The sequence below is a fragment of the Gordonia sp. PvP123 genome (genome assembly GCF_040547295.1).
In the GTDB taxonomy this organism is placed as follows: Bacteria; Actinomycetota; Actinomycetes; order Mycobacteriales; family Mycobacteriaceae; genus Gordonia; species Gordonia terrae.
Map to the genome: position 1 here is coordinate 263,183 of NZ_JBEPPN010000002.1, position 20,765 is coordinate 283,947.

The 20,765-nt window shown below is 67.9% G+C and carries 18 protein-coding genes; 9 read left to right on the forward strand and 9 right to left on the reverse strand.

Going from position 1 to position 20,765, the window contains the following annotated elements; genetic code table 11:
- Nucleotides 1-61 precede the first annotated feature (61 nt).
- A complete protein-coding gene (locus ABIC25_RS04060) occupies nt 62-844 on the forward strand; it encodes an isoprenyl transferase (protein WP_004019366.1) in 783 nt (260 codons plus the stop codon).
- A 27-nt stretch (nt 845-871) separates the two neighbouring features.
- Here the strand turns inward: ABIC25_RS04060 and pdxR are convergent, their stop codons facing one another.
- On the reverse strand, nt 872-2,338 hold the full coding sequence (gene pdxR, locus ABIC25_RS04065) for a MocR-like pyridoxine biosynthesis transcription factor PdxR (protein ID WP_354560081.1): 1,467 nt from the start codon (nt 2,336-2,338) through the stop codon (nt 872-874).
- Nucleotides 2,339-2,420: 82 nt separating this feature from the next.
- Between pdxR and ABIC25_RS04070 the strand changes: the two genes are divergently transcribed.
- Nucleotides 2,421-3,218: an SDR family oxidoreductase gene (locus tag ABIC25_RS04070; protein ID WP_354560083.1), complete on the forward strand. Its 798-nt coding sequence runs from the start codon at nt 2,421-2,423 to the stop codon at nt 3,216-3,218.
- A gap of 26 nt (nt 3,219-3,244) precedes the next feature.
- Nucleotides 3,245-3,724, forward strand: a complete 480-nt coding sequence (locus ABIC25_RS04075) for a carboxymuconolactone decarboxylase family protein (protein WP_064571999.1) — start codon at nt 3,245-3,247, stop codon at nt 3,722-3,724.
- On the opposite strand, the gene coaA is transcribed toward ABIC25_RS04075, so the two are convergent.
- Complete coding sequence (gene coaA, locus ABIC25_RS04080) at nt 3,696-4,637, reverse strand: type I pantothenate kinase (RefSeq protein WP_004019361.1); 942 nt, start codon at nt 4,635-4,637, stop codon at nt 3,696-3,698. The genes ABIC25_RS04075 and coaA overlap by 29 nt on opposite strands.
- Before the next feature lie 97 nt (nt 4,638-4,734).
- Here coaA and ABIC25_RS04085 point away from each other — a divergent pair, with 97 nt between their 5' ends.
- The 5 genes from ABIC25_RS04085 (at nt 4,735) to ABIC25_RS04105 (ending at nt 11,516) form a co-directional block, all read left to right on the forward strand.
- Complete coding sequence (locus ABIC25_RS04085; RefSeq protein WP_354560085.1) at nt 4,735-5,976, forward strand: DUF885 domain-containing protein; 1,242 nt, start codon at nt 4,735-4,737, stop codon at nt 5,974-5,976.
- Between the two features lie 154 nt (nt 5,977-6,130).
- The gene (gene glyA / locus ABIC25_RS04090) at nt 6,131-7,438 is read left to right on the forward strand and encodes a serine hydroxymethyltransferase (RefSeq protein WP_101819148.1); all 1,308 of its coding nucleotides are present in this window, start codon (nt 6,131-6,133) and stop codon (nt 7,436-7,438) included.
- A gap of 43 nt (nt 7,439-7,481) precedes the next feature.
- A complete protein-coding gene (locus ABIC25_RS04095) occupies nt 7,482-8,348 on the forward strand; it encodes an acyl-ACP desaturase (protein ID WP_239400589.1) in 867 nt (288 codons plus the stop codon).
- A gap of 356 nt (nt 8,349-8,704) precedes the next feature.
- Nucleotides 8,705-9,997, forward strand: a complete 1,293-nt coding sequence (gene phoH2 / locus ABIC25_RS04100; protein ID WP_004019356.1) for an RNA 5'-3' helicase PhoH2 — start codon at nt 8,705-8,707, stop codon at nt 9,995-9,997.
- A gap of 553 nt (nt 9,998-10,550) precedes the next feature.
- Nucleotides 10,551-11,516 (forward strand): L,D-transpeptidase family protein, encoded by a 966-nt coding sequence (locus ABIC25_RS04105; RefSeq protein WP_354560332.1) that lies wholly within the window; start codon nt 10,551-10,553, stop codon nt 11,514-11,516.
- Nucleotides 11,517-11,534: 18 nt separating this feature from the next.
- On the opposite strand, the gene ABIC25_RS04110 is transcribed toward ABIC25_RS04105, so the two are convergent.
- From ABIC25_RS04110 to ABIC25_RS04120, 3 genes are all read right to left on the reverse strand, one after another.
- Nucleotides 11,535-11,741 (reverse strand): hypothetical protein, encoded by a 207-nt coding sequence (locus ABIC25_RS04110; protein WP_354560087.1) that lies wholly within the window; start codon nt 11,739-11,741, stop codon nt 11,535-11,537.
- Between the two features lie 155 nt (nt 11,742-11,896).
- Complete coding sequence (locus ABIC25_RS04115) at nt 11,897-12,796, reverse strand: universal stress protein (RefSeq protein ID WP_354560089.1); 900 nt, start codon at nt 12,794-12,796, stop codon at nt 11,897-11,899.
- Nucleotides 12,797-12,932: 136 nt separating this feature from the next.
- Nucleotides 12,933-13,580, reverse strand: coding sequence for a response regulator transcription factor (locus ABIC25_RS04120; protein WP_033203760.1), 648 nt, complete (start codon nt 13,578-13,580; stop codon nt 12,933-12,935).
- A gap of 160 nt (nt 13,581-13,740) precedes the next feature.
- Here ABIC25_RS04120 and ABIC25_RS04125 point away from each other — a divergent pair, with 160 nt between their 5' ends.
- Nucleotides 13,741-15,462, forward strand: a complete 1,722-nt coding sequence (locus ABIC25_RS04125; protein ID WP_354560091.1) for a sensor histidine kinase — start codon at nt 13,741-13,743, stop codon at nt 15,460-15,462.
- 306 nt (nt 15,463-15,768) lie between these two features.
- On the opposite strand, the gene ABIC25_RS04130 is transcribed toward ABIC25_RS04125, so the two are convergent.
- From ABIC25_RS04130 to glpX, 4 genes are all read right to left on the reverse strand, one after another.
- Entirely contained in the window at nt 15,769-16,458 is a 690-nt protein-coding gene (locus ABIC25_RS04130; RefSeq protein ID WP_004019350.1) for a PIG-L deacetylase family protein, read from the reverse strand.
- Between the two features lie 5 nt (nt 16,459-16,463).
- Nucleotides 16,464-17,870 (reverse strand): class II fumarate hydratase, encoded by a 1,407-nt coding sequence (locus ABIC25_RS04135; RefSeq protein ID WP_354560092.1) that lies wholly within the window; start codon nt 17,868-17,870, stop codon nt 16,464-16,466.
- A gap of 6 nt (nt 17,871-17,876) precedes the next feature.
- The gene (locus ABIC25_RS04140; protein WP_101819276.1) at nt 17,877-19,574 is read right to left on the reverse strand and encodes a fumarate hydratase; all 1,698 of its coding nucleotides are present in this window, start codon (nt 19,572-19,574) and stop codon (nt 17,877-17,879) included.
- Between the two features lie 120 nt (nt 19,575-19,694).
- A complete protein-coding gene (glpX, locus tag ABIC25_RS04145; RefSeq protein ID WP_004019347.1) occupies nt 19,695-20,690 on the reverse strand; it encodes a class II fructose-bisphosphatase in 996 nt (331 codons plus the stop codon).
- Nucleotides 20,691-20,765: the final 75 nt, after the last annotated feature.

Sequence of the window (20,765 nt, forward strand, 5' to 3'; positions counted from 1 at the left end):
TCTCGGCGCGTAAGGTGTCCTGCGTGACACGAGGCCGAGACGACGCCGGAACGATCCGACGATGAAGCTGCTGCCGGATCGGCTTCGACGCCCCGTCCTCTCGGTCTACGAACGCCGGCTCATCCAGCTCCTCGACACCGAGCGCCTGCCGCGGCATGTCGCGATCATCTGCGACGGCAACCGGAGGTGGGCGCGCGAAGCAGGTTTCGAGGACGTCAGCCATGGACACCGGGTGGGCGCACAGCGGATCGCGGACATGCTCGGCTGGTGTGCCGGGCTGGGTATCGAGGCCGTCACCATCTATTTGCTCTCGACCGAGAACCTCAACCGATCCTCCGACGAGCTGGACGCGCTCCTCGAGATCGTGCCGGACATCGTCGACGAGATCTCCTCGCCCGACGGTGAGTGGCGCATCCGCATCGTCGGCACCCTGGACTCACTGCCCGAGCCGGTGGCCGGGCGATTGCGGGCGGCCGCCGACCGGACCGCCGAACGGCGCGGGATGAACGTCAATGTCGCTGTCGGGTACGGCGGACGGCAGGAGATCGTGGACGCGGTTCGCGCGCTGCTCGAGGAAAAGGTGGCCGCCGGGGCGACTGCGACCGAGATGGTGGACGCGGTGACCGTGGAGGCGATCGACGCCAACCTCTACACCAAGGGTCAGCCCGACCCCGACCTCGTGATCCGTACGTCCGGAGAGCAGCGGTTGTCGGGATTCCTGTTGTGGCAGAGCGCCTATTCGGAGATCTGGTTCACCGACGCCTATTGGCCGGAGTTCCGCCGGGTGGACTTCTTGCGCGCCCTGCGCGACTATTCCGCGCGGAGTCGGCGGTTCGGCAAGTAGCCCCTCCGGTGTCGACCCGTACCGGGGTCAGTGTGCGATGGAGTCGGCCAGCAACCCGGTCAGCGCGCGGAGATCGCTGCTGAAGGTCGACGCCGCGGGAGTCCCGAAGCCGACACCTATCCCGCCGGTGGGGAGCGGATCGGCGTCGGGATGCCGGAACAGGGACTGCCCGGTCACCGCGACCCCACGTTCGTAGGCCCGATGTACTATCGCCCCTTCTTCGGCGTGCGCGACCGGGATGAGCGCGTGCAGGCCCGCGGCGACGCCGGGCACTTCCAGACCCACGCCGGCCAGGGCTGTCACCAGCGCGTCACGCCGGGTGCGGTAGGCCTGACGGCTGCGGCGGATGTGCCGGTCGTAGGCGCCCGAGCCGATCAGCTCGGCCAGCGTCAGCTGATCGACGATACTTGCGTCGGCTTCGCGGAATCCCTTGCCGCCCAGGATCGGTTCGACCAGATGTGCGGGAGCGGCCAGCCACCCGGCGCGGACGGCCGGCGACAGGCTCTTGCTCAGCGAACCGGTGTGGATGACGACGTCGGGTCCGAGGGCCTGCAGGGCGCCGACGGGTTCGCGGTCGTAGCGGAACTCGCCGTCGTAGTCGTCTTCGACGATGACCGCGCCGGTCCGTCGCGCCCAGTCGACGACCTGCATGCGTCGGGCCGGGGAGAGGGCGACACCGGTGGGGAACTGGTGGCTGGGGGTCAGCAGCACCGCGGCCGCGCCGGTGTGTTCGAGCTCGTCGATCACCATGCCGTCGGAGTCGATCCGCACCGGCACGACCCGGGCCCCGCCGCGCTCCAAGGCGTGCCGGTGGAACGGCAGTCCGTGGCTCTCCACCGCGATGACGCCGTCGATCACCGTGCGCGCCAACAACTCCAGCGCCGAGAGGACCGAGGTGCCGAGGATGATCTGGTCCGGGCCGATGCGGACCCCCCGTGTGCGGGCCAGGTAACCGGTGAGCGCGCTCCGCAGCTCGGTGCGACCGCGGGGATGAGCCGGGCCGAAGGCCTCGTCCGAGGTGTCGGTGAGGGCGCGACGGGTGGCGCGGATCCAGTCGTTGCGGGGGAACATGCCGGCACACGGCCGTCCGAGCGAGAAGTCGTGGCGGAGTGCGGGCACAACGGTGGAGGCGCCGGGATCGTCGACCGCCGGTGGACGTGCGGCGCCGTCGGCGACCCGGGTGGCCGATCCCTGCCGAGCGGTCAGCCATCCCTCCGCGATGAGCTCGGAGTACACTGCCGACACGGTGCCGCGCGCCAGGCCGAGGTCCGCGGCGAGGGACCGGTAGGGCGGCAGGGCGGTTCCCGGGGGTAGCCGATTCTCGAGGATCGCCGAGCGCAGGGCCTCGGTGAGGGCCCGGCGCCGGGTGGCGCCCCGTCCGCGGGCACCGGCGGCGGGATCGGGCTGCAGGTCCAGGAAGAGGTCTGCGCCGAGCCGCTCGGCGACTTCGGCCCACGGATCGGGGAGCGTCGAATTGACCCGTTTTTCTGCCATCGGATTGGACCACTTTCTTGAGCTAATCGCGGCCTAGCCTAAACCCAGAACATCCAGTTGTCCGTCCTTGAGGAGGAACGAGATGAAGATCGTGATCGTGGGAGCCAGCGGCGCGCTGGGCAGTCGGGTCGCCGACCTGCTCGTCGAGCGCGGGCACGAGGTGGTGCGTGCCCACCGTGCGAGCGGCGTCGACGCCTACACCGGAAGCGGTCTGGCGGCGGCGTTCTACGGAGCCGACGCCGTCGTCGACTGCCTCAGTCTCCAGACGTTGAAGGCCGCGGCCGCGATCGACTTCTTCGAGACCACGGCGACCCACATCGGGCGCGCCGCCACCTCCGCGGGCGTCGCACACGTCGTCGTGGTGTCGATCGCCAATGCCGACGATCCCGCGGTGAATGCCAAATTCGGTTATTACCAAGGGAAGGCGGCGCAGGAAGCCGCCTATGCGAAGGTCGTGGACCCCGCCGCGCTCACCATCGTCGCCTCGGTGCAGTGGTTCGAACTCGCCGAGCAGATGATGTCCACGATGCGATTCGGCCCGATCGCCGTGGTGCCCCGGATGCGGTGTGCGCCGGCGGCTGTGGCCGACGTGGCGGTGGCGGTCGCCGACGAGGCGACGGTGAATCCGGCCGAAAAGCGGGGTCCGTCGGGCAGGCGGAAGGTCGAGGTGAGCGGACCGGTGACCATGGACCTGGTCGATGTCGCGAAAGCGGTTGCCGCGCAGACCGGCTCGCCGCGCTGGGTACTGGGCGTGCGGTTCGGCGGGCCGGCGATCCGGGGCGGCGGGCTGGTGCCCGCCCATCCGGATGTGGTCACCACGACGACGCTCGACGGGTGGCTGGCCGGTCGCGAGCGCGCCGGGGCGGGGGACCGGCGGTGAGCGCCGACACCCGGCCGGCGACGAGAATGTGGATACCGCAGGACAATCCGTCGGTCTACAAGGCTCTGGTCGCACTGCAACGGGCGGCGTCGGCCGGCGTCGACCCGGTGATCGCCGAACTCATCGTGATCCGGGCGTCGCAGCTGAACGGGTGTGCATACTGTCTGCACATGCACACCTCCGACGCACTGGCCAAGGACATCGATCCGCACAAACTGATGCTGATCGCCGCGTGGCGCGAGGCCGGCCCGGCGTTCACGCCGGCCGAGCGGGCCGCGCTCGCCCTCACCGAGAGTGTCACGCGGATCGGGGAGAACGGCGTACCCGACGACGTGTTCGATTCGGTGCGCGCGCATTTCGACGCCGCCGAGATGGGTCAGCTGGTCGCCTCGATCGTTATGATCAACGCCTGGAACCGCATCGCACTCGCCGGCGGCTACCCGGCCGGACTCGACGAACGCCGAGCCGCATCATCGGTCAGAGCTTCCGCAGGCGCACCCGGTTGATCGAGTGGTCGTAGTCCTTGCGCAACACCAGTGACGCCCGCGGCCGGGTGGGCAGGATGTTCTCGATCAGGTTCGGGCGGTTGATCGAGGTCCACAGATCCCGTGCCGCGGCCGTCGCCTGGTTGTCGGTCAGCGACGCGTACGCGTGGAAGTGCGAGTCCGGGTTGGCGAACGACGTCGTCCGCATCTGCAGGAAACGCGAGATGTACCAGGACTCGATGTCGTCGATCTTGGCGTCGACATAGATGGAGAAGTCGAAGAGGTCCGACACCATCAGCGTCTCGCCGGTCTGCAGCACGTTGAGGCCCTCGAGGATGAGGATGTCGGGCTGGCGCACATAGTGATAGACGTCGGGCACGATGTCGTAGGCGAGGTGGGAGTACACGGGCGCGGCGACCTCGCGCGCACCCGACTTCACCTCGGTGACGAAGCGGAGCAGCGCCCGGCGATCGTAGGACTCGGGGAACCCCTTGCGGTGCAGTATGCCCCGGCGCTGCATCTCGGCGGTGCGGAGCAGGAATCCGTCGGTGGTGACCAGGTCGACCTTCGGATGCGACTCCCAGCGGGCGAGCAGGGCGGCGAGAACGCGTGCGGTCGTCGACTTCCCGACCGCGACGCTGCCGGCGATCCCGATGACGAAGGGCACCTGACGATTTGTCTGTCGCTCGCCGAGGAAGGTGGAGGTCGCCGCGAACAACCGTTGCCGCGCAGCGACTTGCAGGTGGATCAGACGTGACAGGGGCAGATAGACGTCGGCCACCTCGTCGAGGTCGATCTGCTCACCGAGGCCGACGAGCTCGGCCAGTTCGTCCTCGTTGAGGACCAGGGGCATGGACTCACGCAGTTCACGCCACTGCCTCCGGTCGAGCTCCAGGTACAGACTCGGATCCCGATCGGTGGCGTTGCGGGCCATCAGGGCAGCTCCGCCGATGTCGGATCCGCCGCTCCCGGAGTGATCATGCGTACAGCTTAGGGCGACGTGTGACGGCCCCGATCGGTAGCCTGCCGATATGCCGTCCTCGCCCGTCGCCGACGCCACCCGCGCCCGAAACCCGCTGGTGACCGAATACCTCCGACTCGGACTCGCCTTCGATCGCCTCGAACGGGGCTTCGTCGACTCCTACACCGGCGATCCTGCACTGCGAGCGGAGGTCGAGAACGGGCCCGTTCCCGATCCCGTCCGGCTCGCCGAACGTGCGCGCGGTCTGCTCGCCGACCTGCCCGGTGCACTCGATGCGGCGCGCGCCGAATTCGTCGGTGCGCACCTTCGCGCCCTGGAGTGCTCGGCCCGGAAGTTCGCCGGCGACGACGTCGGGTTCGTCGACGAGGTCCGGGCCTACTTCGACGTCGACATCGAGATGGCCGACCCGGACCGCTACCGCCAGACACATTCCGAGCTCGCGGAGGCGCTCGGCGTCCCGGGCGCCACCGGCGAGGAACTCCGCAGCGCCTATGCCGCGCACCGGCGTGCCGACGAGATCCCGCCGGAGCGGGTGGACGAATGCGTCCGCGCGTTCAGCGGCGCCCTCCGCGAACGGGTTCGATCGACATACCCGTTGCCGGACAACGAGATCGTCGAGTTCGAGGTCGTCACCGACAAGCCGTGGTCGGGATTCAACTACTACCTCGGGGACTACCGCTCGCGCGTGGCCATCAACGCCGACCTCACGCAGTACATGTCCTCCCTGCCGGCCCTCATCGCGCACGAGGCCTACCCCGGGCACCACACCGAACACTGCCGCAAGGAGCAACTCCTCCTCGGCGCCGGACACGACGAGCAGTCGATCTTCCTGGTCAACACGCCGCAGTGCCTGATGGCCGAGGGCCTCGCCGATCACGCCCTCGCCGCGATCGCCGGCACCGACTGGGGCGCGTGGGCGCAGGAGATCTACGCCGACCTCGGCCTCCGCTTCGACGCCGAGCGCGCCATGCGCGTCGGACGTGCCACGGCCGGGCTCCTGTCCGTCCGGCAGGACGCCGCACTCATGCTGCACGACCGCCACACCGACGCCGACACGGTCGCCGAACACCTCCGGCGCTGGCTCCTCGCTCCCGAGGAACGGGCCCGGCAGATGCTGCGCTTCCTCACCTCACCGCTGTGGCGCGCGTACATCAGCACCTACGTCGAGGGTTATCGGTTGCTCGGGCAGTGGCTCGACACCGCCGACGACCGCGCCGCCGCCTTCGGACGCCTGCTCGACGAGCCACTCATCCCGGCGAGTCTGCGGCGGGAACTGGCACACCCTTCGTGACGTCCCTCCGCAGGCTCCGGGACTCCTCAGGGAGCGGGCGGGGAGTCTGCGGCGCGAACTCGAGTAGTCACTCGGCCCGCTCGCTTCGCTCCCGGCGCCTGATCGAGTCGGCCCGCTCGCTTCGCTCCCGGCGCCGGGTACCTAGAATCGGGGCATGACCGCGAACCCGTCATCCGTGAACTCGATGTCCCTGGCCGAGCTCGACCCCGATGTCGCCGCCGCCATGAACGGCGAACTCAGCCGCCAGCGCGACACCCTCGAGATGATCGCCTCGGAGAACTTCGTGCCGCGCGCGGTCCTGCAGGCGCAGGGCAGCGTGCTCACCAACAAGTACGCCGAGGGATATCCGGGACGCCGCTACTACGGCGGCTGCGAGTACGTCGACGTCGTCGAGGACATCGCACGCAACCGTGCGAAGGAACTGTTCGGCGCCGACTTCGCCAACGTGCAGCCGCACTCGGGTGCCCAGGCCAACGCCGCGGTGCTGCAGGCGCTCATGGAGCCGGGGGAGACCATGCTCGGTCTCGACCTCGCCCACGGCGGTCACCTCACCCACGGCATGCGCCTGAACTTCTCCGGCAAGCTCTACGAGAACGCCTTCTACGGCGTCAGCAAAGAGGATTTCCGCATCGACATGGACGAGGTGCGCAAGATCGCCCTCGACGTGAAGCCGAAGGTCATCGTGGCCGGCTGGTCGGCCTACCCCCGGACGCTCGACTTCGAGGCGTTCCGGTCCATCGCCGACGAGGTCGGCGCCCACCTCTGGGTCGACATGGCGCACTTCGCCGGCCTCGTCGCCGCCGGACTCCACCCGTCACCGGTGCCGCACGCCGACGTCGTCTCCTCGACCGTGCACAAGACGCTCGGCGGTCCTCGTTCGGGAATCATCCTGGCCAAGCAGGAGTGGGCCAAGAAGCTGAACTCCGCGGTCTTCCCCGGGCAGCAGGGCGGTCCGCTCATGCATGCCATCGCGGGCAAGGCCGTCGCCCTGAAGATCGCCGCCACCGAGGAATTCGCCGAGCGCCAGCGCCGCACCCTGTCCGGTGCCCGGGCTCTCGCCGAGCGACTCACGGGCTCCGACGTCGCCAAGGCCGGGGTCTCGGTGCTGACCGGTGGCACCGACGTCCACCTCGTCCTGGTCGACCTGCGCGACAGCGCGCTCGACGGCCAGCAGGCCGAGGACCTGCTCCACCAGGTCGGTATCACCGTCAACCGCAACGCGGTGCCCTTCGATCCGCGTCCGCCCATGGTCACCTCGGGCCTGCGTATCGGTACTCCCGCGCTGGCCACGCGCGGCTTCGGCGACGAGCAGTTCACCGAGGTCGCCGACATCATCGCGACCGCGCTCGCCGCCGGTGAGTCCGCCGACGTCACCGCCCTGCGCGGGCGCGTGTCCAAGCTCGCGCTCGACTTCCCGCTCTACGAAGGTCTCGAGGAGTGGGGCCTCATGAGCCGGATCTGACCTCGATTGCCCGGCCGGGCATCGCGTCAGTATCCTTTCACCGATGAACGCCCTCACTGAAGACGACCTGATCATCGCACTCGAGAAGGCTCTTCCCGAGATCGCGGAAGACCACCAGTCGGCTGCGAGCCCCTGGAATCCGCACGACTGGGTGCCGTGGGACGACGGACGCAACTTCGGGTTCCTCGGCGGTTCGGACTTCGATCCGTCGGAGGCCTTCCTGTCCGACGAGGCACGCGCCGGGCTCCTCGCGCTCCTGCTGACCAAGGACAACCTGCCGTCGTATCACCGGGTGCTGGCCAAGCACTTCCCGGCGTTCTCCGACTGGCGGCAGCTCGTGGGCGTGTGGACCGCCGAGGACAACCGGCACGCCATCGTGCTGCGCGACTACCTCGTCGTCCGGCGCGCCATCGATCCGGTGGACGCCGAGGAGCGTCGCCGCATCCACGTCACGCAGGGTTACCGGCAGATCCCGGAGCAGGTCGACCCGCTCGGCCCGCTCGACGTACTCGCGCTGATGGCCGTGCACGAGAACCAGTGCGTGCACTTCATCAAGCGCCTGACGGCGGTTGCCGGCGACGAGACACTCGTCGAGATCCTGACGAAGATCGCCAATGACGACCAGGGGCAGGCAACCACCTTCGGCGCGTTCCTCAACGCCGGGATCATCGCCGACCAGGACGCCACCGTCCTCGCCATCGACAGCGCGCTGGCCCTCGACGAACCCATCGGCCACGACATCGCCGATTTCGACGCCGAGCGCGCTCTCATCGCCGACTACGAGGACGACGACGTGAAGGCGGCCATCGCCGCGGCACTGGCCGACGCGGTCAAGCTCGACACCGTCTCGGGACTCGGCACGGAGGCGGAGGCCGCGCGCACCCGCATCCTCGCGCGCGCCGGCCGCTGACTCCTCGGCCCACCGCGACGGCATCGCGGATATGAACACGGCGCCACCGGGACGACAAAAGTCCTGGTGGCGCCGTGTTGCGTCTCCGCTCCTCACGATACGGCGGTTTACCCACAATTCACGCCGACACACCCGATTCCGGCGCGCCGCCTGAGGTTTTCGCGCGTACGTTGGCGAGTGACGGACCGCGGGGAAGCGGTTCGTTCGGGAGGTTCAATTCGTGGTTTGTGCGAACAACGCGAGGGGGCCGGCCCCGGTCCTCGTCCACCTCGGCTGACGCCGGGACAGCGGACAATTGGACCGCCGGTCGACCAACACCGGTTTGTGCGGGTGCCGCACGAATGTAGGAGCCCCACGTGACCACACGCACCTACGTCCTCGATACCTCCGTGCTGCTGTCCGACCCCTGGGCGGTCATGCGCTTCGCCGAACACCACGTCGTGCTGCCACTGGTGGTCATCAGCGAACTCGAGGGCAAACGTCACCACCACGAACTCGGCTGGTTCGCACGTGAGGCGTTGCGCATGCTCGACGACATGCGACTCGAACACGGTCGGCTCGACCTGCCGCTCGAGATCGGCGATGACGGCGGCACCCTCCAGGTGGAGCTCAACCACACCGACCCCGCGGTTCTGCCCGCCGGATTCCGCACCGACTCCAACGACTCCCGCATCCTCGCGTGTGCCCTGAACCTGCGCGCCGAGGGCAAGGACGTGACCCTGGTGTCCAAGGACACGCCGCTGCGTGTGAAGGCCGGCGCGGTGGGGCTGGCCGCCGACGAGTACCACGCCCAGGACGTCGTCGTGTCGGGGTGGTCGGGCATGACCGAACTCGACGTCGAGACCGCCGCGATCAACACGCTGTTCGCCGAGGGCGTCGTGGACATCGACGAGGCCCGGGAGCTCCCGTGCCACACCGGAATCCGATTGCTCAGCGCCACGTCGAGTGCGTTGGGCCGGGTGAATGCCGACAAGCGGGTGCAGTTGGTACGTGGCGACCGCGAGGCCTTCGGACTCCACGGACGGTCGGCCGAGCAGCGGGTCGCGCTCGATCTGCTCCTCGACGACAGCGTCGGGATCGTGTCGCTCGGCGGCAAGGCGGGCACCGGCAAATCGGCGTTGGCGCTCTGCGCGGGACTCGAAGCCGTCCTGGAGAAGCGCACGCAGCGCAAGGTTGTCGTGTTCCGTCCGCTGTACGCGGTCGGTGGGCAGCAATTGGGCTACCTGCCCGGTAGTGAGTCGGACAAGATGGGTCCGTGGGCGCAGGCGGTGTTCGACACCCTCGAAGGACTCGCGTCACCGGAGGTCATCGACGAGGTTCTCAGCCGCGGGATGCTGGAGGTGCTGCCGCTGACGCACATCCGTGGACGTTCACTGCACGACTCGTTCGTCATCGTCGACGAGGCGCAGTCGCTGGAACGCAACGTGTTGCTCACCGTTCTCTCCCGGTTGGGTTCGGGGTCGCGGGTGGTGCTGACGCACGACGTCGCCCAGCGCGACAACCTCCGGGTGGGCCGTCACGACGGTGTGGCCGCAGTCATCGAGAAGCTCAAGGGGCACCCGCTCTTCGCACACATCACGCTCACCCGCAGCGAGCGTTCGCCGATCGCCGCACTGGTGACCGAGATGCTCGAGGAGTTCGCACCGTAGTCGGCGGCTCATCGGCCCGGGGTGCGTGATCTTCGGCCACACAACAGGTTCGGCCCGTAACGCGAAGGCCGCGTCGACTTCCCGAGGGGCGGGAGTCGACGCGGCCTTCGGTGTCGGATCAGGCGGTCGGCGGTTCGATCGGGGTGAAGTCGCCCAGCGCATTCAACAGGTCGACGATGGCGGTGAGCAGTTCGACGTTCTCCAAGGATGTCATTTGTTCTTCCTTTGATCGACTGGCTATCCGGTGTGACGAACGCCTTCTCGAGGCGACGTCGTTTGCGACAGTAATGATTTAATAACAAACGCGCAAACACGATCCTGGCTATTTCTATAAATAGACGAGAATGGTTTCTGGGAATCACGGGTTGTCCTGCATCGCAAATCATGACAATTCACAGTTTTTCTATCGAGAACCGCATTTCACGGGCGGCGCGCGAGTGGTCTGAGGGGTACCGGCCGACACCCGATCCGAACCGCACCGTGACCAGGACGTGACTCATCGACTCTTGCGCACTGTCACACTGGTGTGGTGCAGAAGTTACTGATGAGGCAAATGAGACTGCTGGGACTACTGGTGATCGCGGTGCTGGCCGCGACTGTCGGCGGTGCCGGCCAGTCGCTCGCCGCCCCAGAGACAACTACACCCGGGACGACGACGCCGGAGACCTCCACGACGCCGGGTCCCGGCGCGACGCCCGGATCGGAGATTCCGCTGCTCGACGGCATCCTCGACCAGTTGGCGGGGACCGGATCGGCCGATGGCGCCGACGCACCCGGAACGGGCGGGGCGACCAGCCAGATGATCGTCGTCACGGCGCCGAAGGCGTCCGACACCACCGCCACCCTGACGGCGTTCGACAAGGGCGCCGACGGTGGGTGGAAACCGGTCATCGGCCCGACGAAGGCATCGCTCGGATCGCTGGGCATGGGGGAGCCGAAGGACAACGTCCACCGGACGCCGGCGGGCACCTTCGCGCTCGACCAGGCGTTCGGCCGCGCGGCGAACCCCGGCACCAAGATGCCCTACCTCAAGGTCGACCAACAGGACTGGTGGGACTCGAACATGAAGTCGCCGACCTACAACACGCACGTACGGCAGCCGCAGAGCCCGGGCGGGGACAGTGAGAACCTGTACAACTCCGGGCCGGTCTACGACTATGCGGTCAACATCGCGCACAATCCGCAGCGCACCCCGGGCCGGGCCTCGGCGATGTTCCTCCACGTCACCAACGGTCAACCGACCATGGGCTGTGTCGCCATCGAGCGTGAACTGATGAAGCAGATCCTCGTGTGGCTCGATCCGGCGAAGAACCCGAAAATCACCATCGGGGTCAATCAGGGGGCACCGGCCGGCGAAGCGCCCGGAGCAACCCCTCAAACCGCTCCGGGCACGACGCCTCCGGGGACGACACCGCCCGCCACGTCGGGTGTCCCGGGTGCCGATGTCCTAACCGGACTGCTCTCGCAGCTGGTCGGTGTGGTTCCCTCGCTGTTCGGACTCGCCGGTCAGGCGGGCTGACGGCGAGCCGCACCCGGACTAGGACGTCGAGAGGCTCATCCGGGCGCATCGGCACCCCGGGCACCACGTGGTGTCGGTGCCGATGTGCCAGCCGTTGACCCGGGCGAGGTCATCCAGATCGGACCGACGGAGGCGAATGCGGACGGTGAAGCTGCGTCCGCAACTGTCGCAGTTCCGGTCGAAGGGGGACCCTTCGGTTTCCACGAGCGCGGAAACAACTGTCATCTCGGTGGACCTTCTGTCGTTCGGGGACGTATCGGGTCGTGGTCGTCCGAGGGCCCTCCCACACTCGGACGAGCGACCACTTCAGTCTCAGCGTATGTGATATAGATCTCAAGGGTCCAATGACACATCGTTCGACGGACGGCGCCGGCGTCGGGTCATCGACCGAACGGGACGACCATGACCGGGCATCGGGCTCCCTGCAGGACAGCGCGGGCGGTCGAACCCAGCAGCATGTGGTCGAAGCCGCCGCGCCCGCGGGCGCCGACCACCACCAGCTGCGCGGCCTGTGCGTGATCGAGGAGTGCTCGCGCCGGACGATCCCGAACGACGGAGCGCCGAACCCGGACCGTCGGGTGGTCTGCGCGCAGCGAACGGAGTTCGTCGTCGAGCCAGCCCGTCGCAACCCGGGTGCGCAGGTTCCGCCAGGCGATCAGGTCGTGCTCTGGTGACAGTGTCGTCGGATCACGGTCGGACCCGTCCGAGTCGCTCCAGGCGTGGACAACCGTGAGGGCGACACCGCGGACCGCTGCCTCGGCGAAAGCGGCGGTCGCGGCCCGGCGACTCGCGCGCGACCCGTCCACGCCGACCACAACCGCAGCCGACAACGATTCACGAGCGACCGGACCCGGGTCACGGACCACGGTCAACGGACTCCGGCAGTGTTCGGCGAGTGCAACCGCGACCGATCCCAGCGGAACGCGGTCGGCTGCGCGATGACCTCGGTTGCCGACGACCAGCATCCGTGCCGCCGCCGAGGCGTCGAGCAGAGTGGGTATGGGCGGTGCGCACTCGATCCGGCTGGTGATCCAGTCGATCTGAGCGGTCGCCTGACCCGATTCCGCGATCGCCCGGCGCGAGTCCGACAGCGCCCGCTCGGCGCGCCTCCGCAGTGGCTCGAGGGCCTGCGGGCTCTCGGCGACGAGGCCGGCCGACGGGCAGGCCGCGGACACGAGCTGGAGCGGTGAATCGTGCAACCGGGCATCGCGTGCCGCCCAGCACGCCGCCGTGCGGGCGGTGGCCGAACCGTCGATCCCGACGATTGTGGACGCAGTCAACGCGGTTGCCCCCTCTGCAGGCCGCACACCGGTGACCCCCGTGGGGTCCGTGCCTTCCAGTACACGACCCCGCGTCACGGCGCGCATGCGACGAAGATCCCCCATCGTGGGGACCAAGGACCCTGTCGGGGAGGGCTCAGCGTCGTCGATCGCGGTTCGCGGCCTTGGCCGCATACACGGCCGCCTGCGTGCGCCGTTCCATCCCGAGCCGGCTGAGAAGTCGCGAGACGTAGTTCTTGACGGTTTTCTCCGCGAGATGCATGCGAGCGGCGATCTGACGGTTCGTCAGACCCTCTCCGAGGAGGGCGAGCAGTGTGCGGTCCTGTTCGCTGAGACCGTCGTCCACGGGCTTCTCGGCGTCCTGTCGCGCGCGCAATCGGTCCATCAGGGCCGCGGCGGCGCGGTTGTCGAGCAGCGATCGACCGGCGCCGACCTCCGTGATGGCCCGTGCCAGCTCCATACCGGTGATGTCCTTGATGACATAGCCGCTGGCCCCGGCCAGGATGGCGTCCATCATCGCCTCGTCGTCGGTCAGCGAGGTCAGCATGAGACAGCGGAGGCCGTCCACCCTGCTCAGGAGGTCGCGGCACAGTTCGATGCCGTTGCCGTCAGGCAGCCGGACATCGAGTACGGCGACGTCCGGCGACACCGCGGGAATCCGCGCCAGCGCCTGCGCGACGGACGCGGCTTCGCCGACCACCTCAACGTCGGCTACGGAGTCGAGGAGTTCGACAAGACCCCGGCGGACGATTTCGTGGTCGTCGACCAGGAAAACCCGGATCATGCCGTCTCCCTCCGGCAACGGACGCACAGATTGTACGGCGCGGCGAACGATATCGCCGAATGTGCGCACGGCGAACAAACGATTTCCCCGGATTCCGCGGTCCGAAACCTCGTTCGACCGAAGCACGGCGGTTGAATTCGTCTCTGACTATGATCTGAATATGGTTTCCGAATTCTCGGAACTCGACCCGAGATCGCTCGAAATGCAGAAAGCGCTGTCGCAGATGCGATTGCGCGAGTTGCTCGACGAGGTCTCCGACCGGATCGGTCAGATCGCCGACGTGCGCGATCAGACCGACGGACTTCTCCAGGCGATGCTCGTCGTCAGCTCCGGGCTCGACCTGGAAACCACGCTCGAATCGATCGTCGCGTCGGCGATCCGGCTGGTCGACGCCGAGTACGGCGCGCTCGGTGTGCTCGGGAGCGGCCACCACCTGTCCGCATTCCTCTCGCAGGGCATCGACGACGACACCCGCGTGCTGATCGGCAACCTGCCCACCGGGGGCGGCGTCCTCGGCCAGCTCATCGATCAGCCCGAACTCCTGCGACTGTCCGACCTGTCCGAGCACCCCGAATCGGTGGGATTCCCCGCCAATCATCCGCCGATGACCAGTTTCCTCGGCACCCCGATCCGGGTTCGGGACGAGATCTTCGGCAATCTCTACCTGACCGAGAAGAAGAACGGCGGGGTGTTCACCGAGGACGACGAGGTGGTGATCCAGGCGCTGGCCTCGGCGGCCGGGATCGCCATCGACAACGCCCGGCTCTACGAGCAGGCACAGAATCAGCTGGCCTGGATCGAGGCCAACCGCGACGTGATGACCGAATTGCTGACCGGCGCAGACCATCAGGATGTCCTCGAACAGATCGCACGGAAGGTGCTGAACCTCGCCGATGCCGACCTCGTCTTCATCGCCGAACCCCACGACACCGAGGAGCCCGTCGAACTGATCGACGAACTCGTCATCACGGTGGCCGAAGGAGCCGACGGGCACGTGTTCCGCGGGCAGAGCATCCCCATCACCGGGTCGACATCGGGAACCGCGTTCGTCCAGCGGACCCCGGTACTCCGTAATCACCTGGAATACGACGTCGGCGATTCGACGCGCTACGGGCCGGTCATGGCCGCCCCGCTGCGCACGGCGGATTCCACCAGGGGCGTGCTGATCGCGATGCGGGCCGACGGACGAGAACCGTTCGCGCGGGATCTCCTCGGGCTCAGCGCGGACTTCGCCGACCAGGCCGCACTGGCACTGCAAATGGCCACCGCGACGATGCAGACCCACCAGATGCGGGTCCTCGAAGATCGGGAACGCATCGCCCGCGATCTACACGATCACGTGATCCAGCGGATCTTCGCCGAAGGTCTCAGTCTGCAAGCGACGCTGCAGCGCACTCATTCACCCGACATCCGCTCGCGACTCACCCGCTCCATCAACAACCTGCAGGACATCGTCCAGGAGGTCCGGACGACCATCTTCGATCTGCAGGCCGAGGACATGACGGTGACCCGTCTGCGGCAGCGTGTGCAGGAGGTCATCGACCAGCAGATCGACGACCTGCCGATACAGATGCACGTCCGGACCTCGGGCCCGCTGTCGGTGGTCGAGCCACCGCTGGCCGAGCACGTCGTCGCCGTGACGCGCGAGGCGGTCAGCAACGTCGTCAAGCACGCCCGGGCGACGACGGTGACGGTGTCGATCGCGGTCGCCGACGAACTCGTGGTCGAGGTCATCGACGACGGCATCGGCCTGCCGTCGGACGTGACCCCCAGCGGCCTGCGCAATCTCGCACTCCGCGCGGAGAAGGTCGGCGGCGAGTTCACGCTGACCACTCCGCCGGACGGCGGTGGTCTCGCGCTGCGGTGGTCAGCGCAGCTCTAGCGGGGACGGGTCGGTCTCGGCGGGCAGCCGCCAGGCCGATGTCCGCTCGGTCAGCCAGGCCACTGAGTGCAGCCCGGTCAGCACGCCGAAGAGCACCAGCAGCCACACCGACAACCCGATGATCGCGCAAGCGACGAAGGCGGCGAACAGAACGACGAGAACGGCCGTGAAGGTGATGACGGTCCCCCTGGGAGAGGCTGGCTCCGACGGTGTGCGGAGAAACGGACCCCCACACCATCCACCGGTGGCGCACCCGGCGGGAGGGGCCGAAGGTCACCGACGGGAGGGCCAATGACCAAGCGGACGTCAGCTCCGGCGGCCTCGCTTCAGCTCGAAGCCGGCCACGTGGCCGCGGGGGTCGTCGTCCCGCGGCGCCGTCGCCATCTCGATCTGTGTCCGCGCCTGATCGAGCACGGGAGTGTCCGGGTCGAGGACCGAGAGGTATCGGTCGTGCGCGGCCAGAGCATGCACGGCCGTGTCGATCTGATCCTCGACCTCGACGACGTGGGTCGCCGCCGGGCCGTTCTCGAACAACCACGACGGTGGCGACTCCAGGGCGTCGTAGGTGTCGAGCACCGCCGCCGCGAACTCCATGTGGTCGCGCTGGTTCGGCATCCCCGGCGCCCATTCGGGGCCGCCGAACAGCGACACGATGACCTGCGGGCGGACGCGGTCGACGGTCTCGGCGATCTTGGCCCGCAACTCGGGGACATTGCGGATATCGCTGTCCGGAAAGCCCCAGAACTCGACCTCGTCGACGCCGACGATCGACGCCGACGCGCGCTGCTCGGCTTCCCGCAGCGGGCCGCATTCGGCCGGTGCCAGACCCTCGATGCCCCGCTCGCCGCTCGAGGCCAACGCGTACACCACGCGTCGGCCCTCGCCGGTCCAGCGGGCGACGGCCGCCGCCATCCCGTATTCGGGATCATCCGGGTGGGCGACGAGCACGAGCGCGGTCTGCCAGTCGGTGGGGAAGGGAAGCAGTTGCGCCGCCACGGTTCTCAGCGCTCCCGGTCGAGATTGGCCATCTTCAGCACGTCCAGTCGGGCGTCGAGCTCGTCCTCGGTCAGTTTCTCGCCGACCAGGCCGCGGTCGAGGACCGTCTCCCGGATCGTCTTGCCGTCCTTGAGGGCCTGCTTGGCCACGGCTGCCGCTTCCTCGTACCCGATGGCGCTGTTGAGCGGGGTGACGATCGAGGGCGAACTCTCCGCGAGGGTGCGCAACCGCTCGGTGTTGGCCCGCAGGCCGGCGATGCACCGATCGGCGAACAACCGGGAGACGTTGGCGAGCAGCTTCTCCGACTCGAGGACGTTGCGCGCCATCATCGGGATGTAGACGTTGAGCTCGAACGCTCCGTTGCCACCTCCCCAGGTGACCGCGGCGTCGTTCCCGATGACCTGCGCCGCGACCTGTGTGACCGCTTCGGGCAGAACGGGATTGACCTTGCCCGGCATGATGGAGCTGCCCGGCTGCAGGTCCGGGAGGAGGATCTCACCGAGTCCGGTGAGAGGACCCGAGCCCATCCAGCGGACGTCGTTGGCGATCTTGGTGAGTGACACCGCGATCGTCTTCAGTTGACCGGAGAGTTCGACGAGCCCGTCGCGGGCCGCCTGTGCCTCGAAGTTGTCCTTCGCGAGGGTGAGGGACTCGACACCGGTGCGTCGTACGAGTTCGGCGACGACCTTGGTGCCGAAACCGGCCGGGGCGTTGAGGCCGGTGCCGACGGCGGTGCCGCCGATGGGCAGTTCGCCGACGCGGGGGAGGGTCGCAGTGATCCGCTCGATACCCGCCTCGACCTGGCGCGCGTAGCCGCCGAACTCCTGACCGAGCGTGACCGGTACGGCGTCCATCAGGTGCGTGCGACCGCTCTTGACAACCTCACGCCACTCGGTTGCCTTGTCGCCAAGCGCCTTCTGCAGGTGCTCGAGCGCCGGGATCAGATCGGTGACGGCAGCTTCGGTCGCGGCGACGTGCGTCGCCGTCGGGAACGTGTCGTTCGACGACTGGGACATGTTGACATGGTCGTTGGGGTGGACGTCCACGCCGCGTGACTTCGCGATCGACGCGATGACCTCGTTGGTGTTCATGTTCGAGCTGGTGCCCGAACCGGTCTGGAACACATCGATCGGGAACTGGTCGTCGTGGAGACCGTCGGCGATCTCGGTCGCCGCGGCGACGATCGCCTCGGCCTTCTCTGTGTCGAGGAGGCCGAGGTCGGAGTTGACCGTGGCGCAGGCCGCCTTCAGCAGTCCCATCGCGCGGATCTGCGTGCGCTCGAGCGGGCGTCCGCTGATCGGGAAGTTCTCGACCGCGCGCTGCGTCTGGGCCCGCCACAGGGCGTCGACGGGCACCCGGACCTCGCCCATGGTGTCGTGCTCGATGCGGTACTGCTCGTCTGCCTCGGTCATCGGTGACTACTCCTTCGATCGAATCCTTATGCCGCTCAGCGGAACGTTCACGGCCCCGCTCGGGTCGGTGAAAAAGTCGTTGCCCTTGTCGTCAACAACGATGAATGCGGGAAAATTCTCGACCTCGATCTTCCACACGGCCTCCATGCCGAGTTCGGGGTACTCGATGATCTCCTGGCTCTTGATGCAGTCGAGCGCCAGACGTGCCGCGGGCCCGCCGATCGAGCCCAGATAGAAACCGCCGTGCGAGCCGCAGGCCTCGGTGACCTGTTTGGATCGATTTCCCTTGGCCAGCATGACCATCGAGCCACCCGCGGCCTGGAACTGCTCGACGTAGCTGTCCATCCGGCCGGCCGTGGTCGGCCCGAACGATCCCGACGCCATGCCCTCGGGGGTCTTCGCCGGTCCCGCGTAGTAGACGGGGTGGTCGCGCAGGTAGTCGGGCATCGGCTCGCCTGCGTCGAGACGCTCCTTGATCTTGGCGTGGGCGATGTCGCGCGCGACGACCAGCGGCCCGGTCAGCGACAGACGCGTCTTGACCGGATACTCCGAGAGCTGCGCGAGGATCTCGGCCATCGGCCGGTTGAGGTCCACCTCGACGACTTCGCCGCCCGAGATGTCTTCGGCCACACCGGCTGCGGGCATGTAGCGGGCCGGATCGGTCTCGAGCTGCTCGAGGAAGACCCCGTCGGCGGTGATCTTGCCGAGGGCCTGCCGGTCGGCCGAACACGACACCGCGATCGCCACCGGGCACGACGCGCCGTGGCGGGGCAGGCGGACGACGCGCACGTCGTGGCAGAAGTACTTGCCGCCGAACTGTGCTCCGATGCCGAAGGACTGGGTCAGTTCGAAGACCTTGTCCTCGAGCTCGAGGTCACGGAACCCGTGGGCCGACATCGAACCCTCCGTGGGCAGGTTGTCGAGATAGTGGGCCGACGCGTATTTGGCGGTCTTGAGCGCGAATTCGGCTGAGGTACCGCCGATCACGACGGCGAGGTGATACGGCGGGCACGCCGCCGTGCCCAGTGAGCGGATCTTCTCGTCGAGGAACGTGAGGATGCTCGTCGGGTTCAGGATCGCCTTGGTCTCCTGGAACAGGAACGACTTGTTGGCGCTGCCACCGCCCTTGGCCATGAACAGGAACTTGTATTCCGGACCCTTGGGTCCCTGCTCGGTCGCGTAGATCTCGACCTGCGCGGGCAGGTTGGAGCCGGTGTTCTTCTCCTCGTAGGTCGTCAGCGGGGCCAGCTGCGAGTACCGCAGGTTCAGCTGGGTGTAGGCGTCGTAGACACCCCGGGAGATGGCTTCGGCGTCGTCGGTGCCGGTCAGGACCCCTTCGCTCTTCTTGCCCATCACGATCGCGGTGCCGGTGTCCTGGCACATGGGCAGCACGCCGCCGGCGGAGATGTTGACGTTCTTGAGCAGGTCGAGGGCGACGAAACGGTCGTTGCCCGACGCCTCCGGGTCGTCGATGATCTTGCGCAGCTGCGCGAGGTGAGCCGGGCGCAGGTAGTGGCTGATGTCGTGCATGGCCTCGGCGGTGAGCCTCCGGATGGCCTCCGGATCGACCTGCAGGAAGGTCCGACCGCCCGCGGAGAACGTGGACACACCGTCGGTCGTGATCAACCGGTACGGGGTCTCGTCGGCGCCGGTGGGGAGCAGATCGGAGTAGAGAAACTCGGGGGCTGAGGCTGGTTTACTCACGGACCGCATCGTATCGCCCGACGAGAACGGCCCCACGCCAGAGGTTCGCTCGTCGTCGAGCCTCGTGGACATGGGGCCGGTGGGGGCCCGGGATCGGAAGTCACCGCATTCGGTGCGATCTCAGAGATCGAGACGCGAGTACCCGCGGAGCTTGGCCGGCTTGTGCACGGCCTCGATACGACGGACGGTGCCGGACTTCGACCGCATCACCAGCGACCGGGTGGTGGCACCGTTCGGTCGGTAGGTGACGCCGCGCAGCATGTCGCCGTTGGTGACACCGGTGGCGCAGAAGAAGGCGTTCTCGCCGCTGACGAGGATGTCGTTGGTCAGGACGCGGTCGAGGTCGTGGCCGGCGTCGAGGGCCTTCTGGCGCTCCTGGTCGGTCTGGGGCCACAGCTTGCCCTGGATCTCGCCGCCCATGCACTTCATCGCCACCGCGGTGATGATGCCCTCGGGGGTGCCGCCGACGCCCATCAGCATGTCGACGGTGGAGTAGTCGTCGGCCGCGGCAACGGCACCGGCGACGTCGCCGTCGGAGATGAGGCGGATCTTGGCGCCGGCCTGACGGATCTCGCCGATGAGATCGGCATGGCGCGGACGGTCGAGGACGATGACCGTCAGGTCCGCGACGTCGATCCCCTTCGCCTTGGCGACCGAGTTGATGTTCCACTCGACGGACTCGTTGATGTTGATGGCGCCCTTGGCGTCCGGCCCGACGGCGATCTTGTCCATGTAGAACACCGCTGACGGGTCGTACATGGTGCCGCGCTCGCTGACGGCGAGCACCGAGATCGAGTTGGGGCGGCCCTCTGCCATCAGCGTGGTGCCGTCGATGGGGTCGACGGCGACATCGCAGTCGGGGCCCTCGCCGTTGCCGACCTCCTCGCCGTTGTAGAGCATCGGCGCCTCGTCCTTCTCGCCTTCGCCGATGACCACGACACCGCGCATCGACACCGACGAGAGAAGTTCGCGCATCGCGTCGACGGCGGCGCCGTCACCGCCGTTCTTGTCACCCCGGCCGACCCATCGCCCGGCCGCGAGAGCAGCCGACTCGGTCACGCGGACCAACTCCATCGCGAGGTTGCGGTCCGGGGCCTGATGGGTGCTGGCGGTCATGGGCAATCGACTCCTCTGTTCGGCGCTGATCGGGGAGCGCCGAGTGATTGTGGCGGTGGTCTCAGAGACCATCCT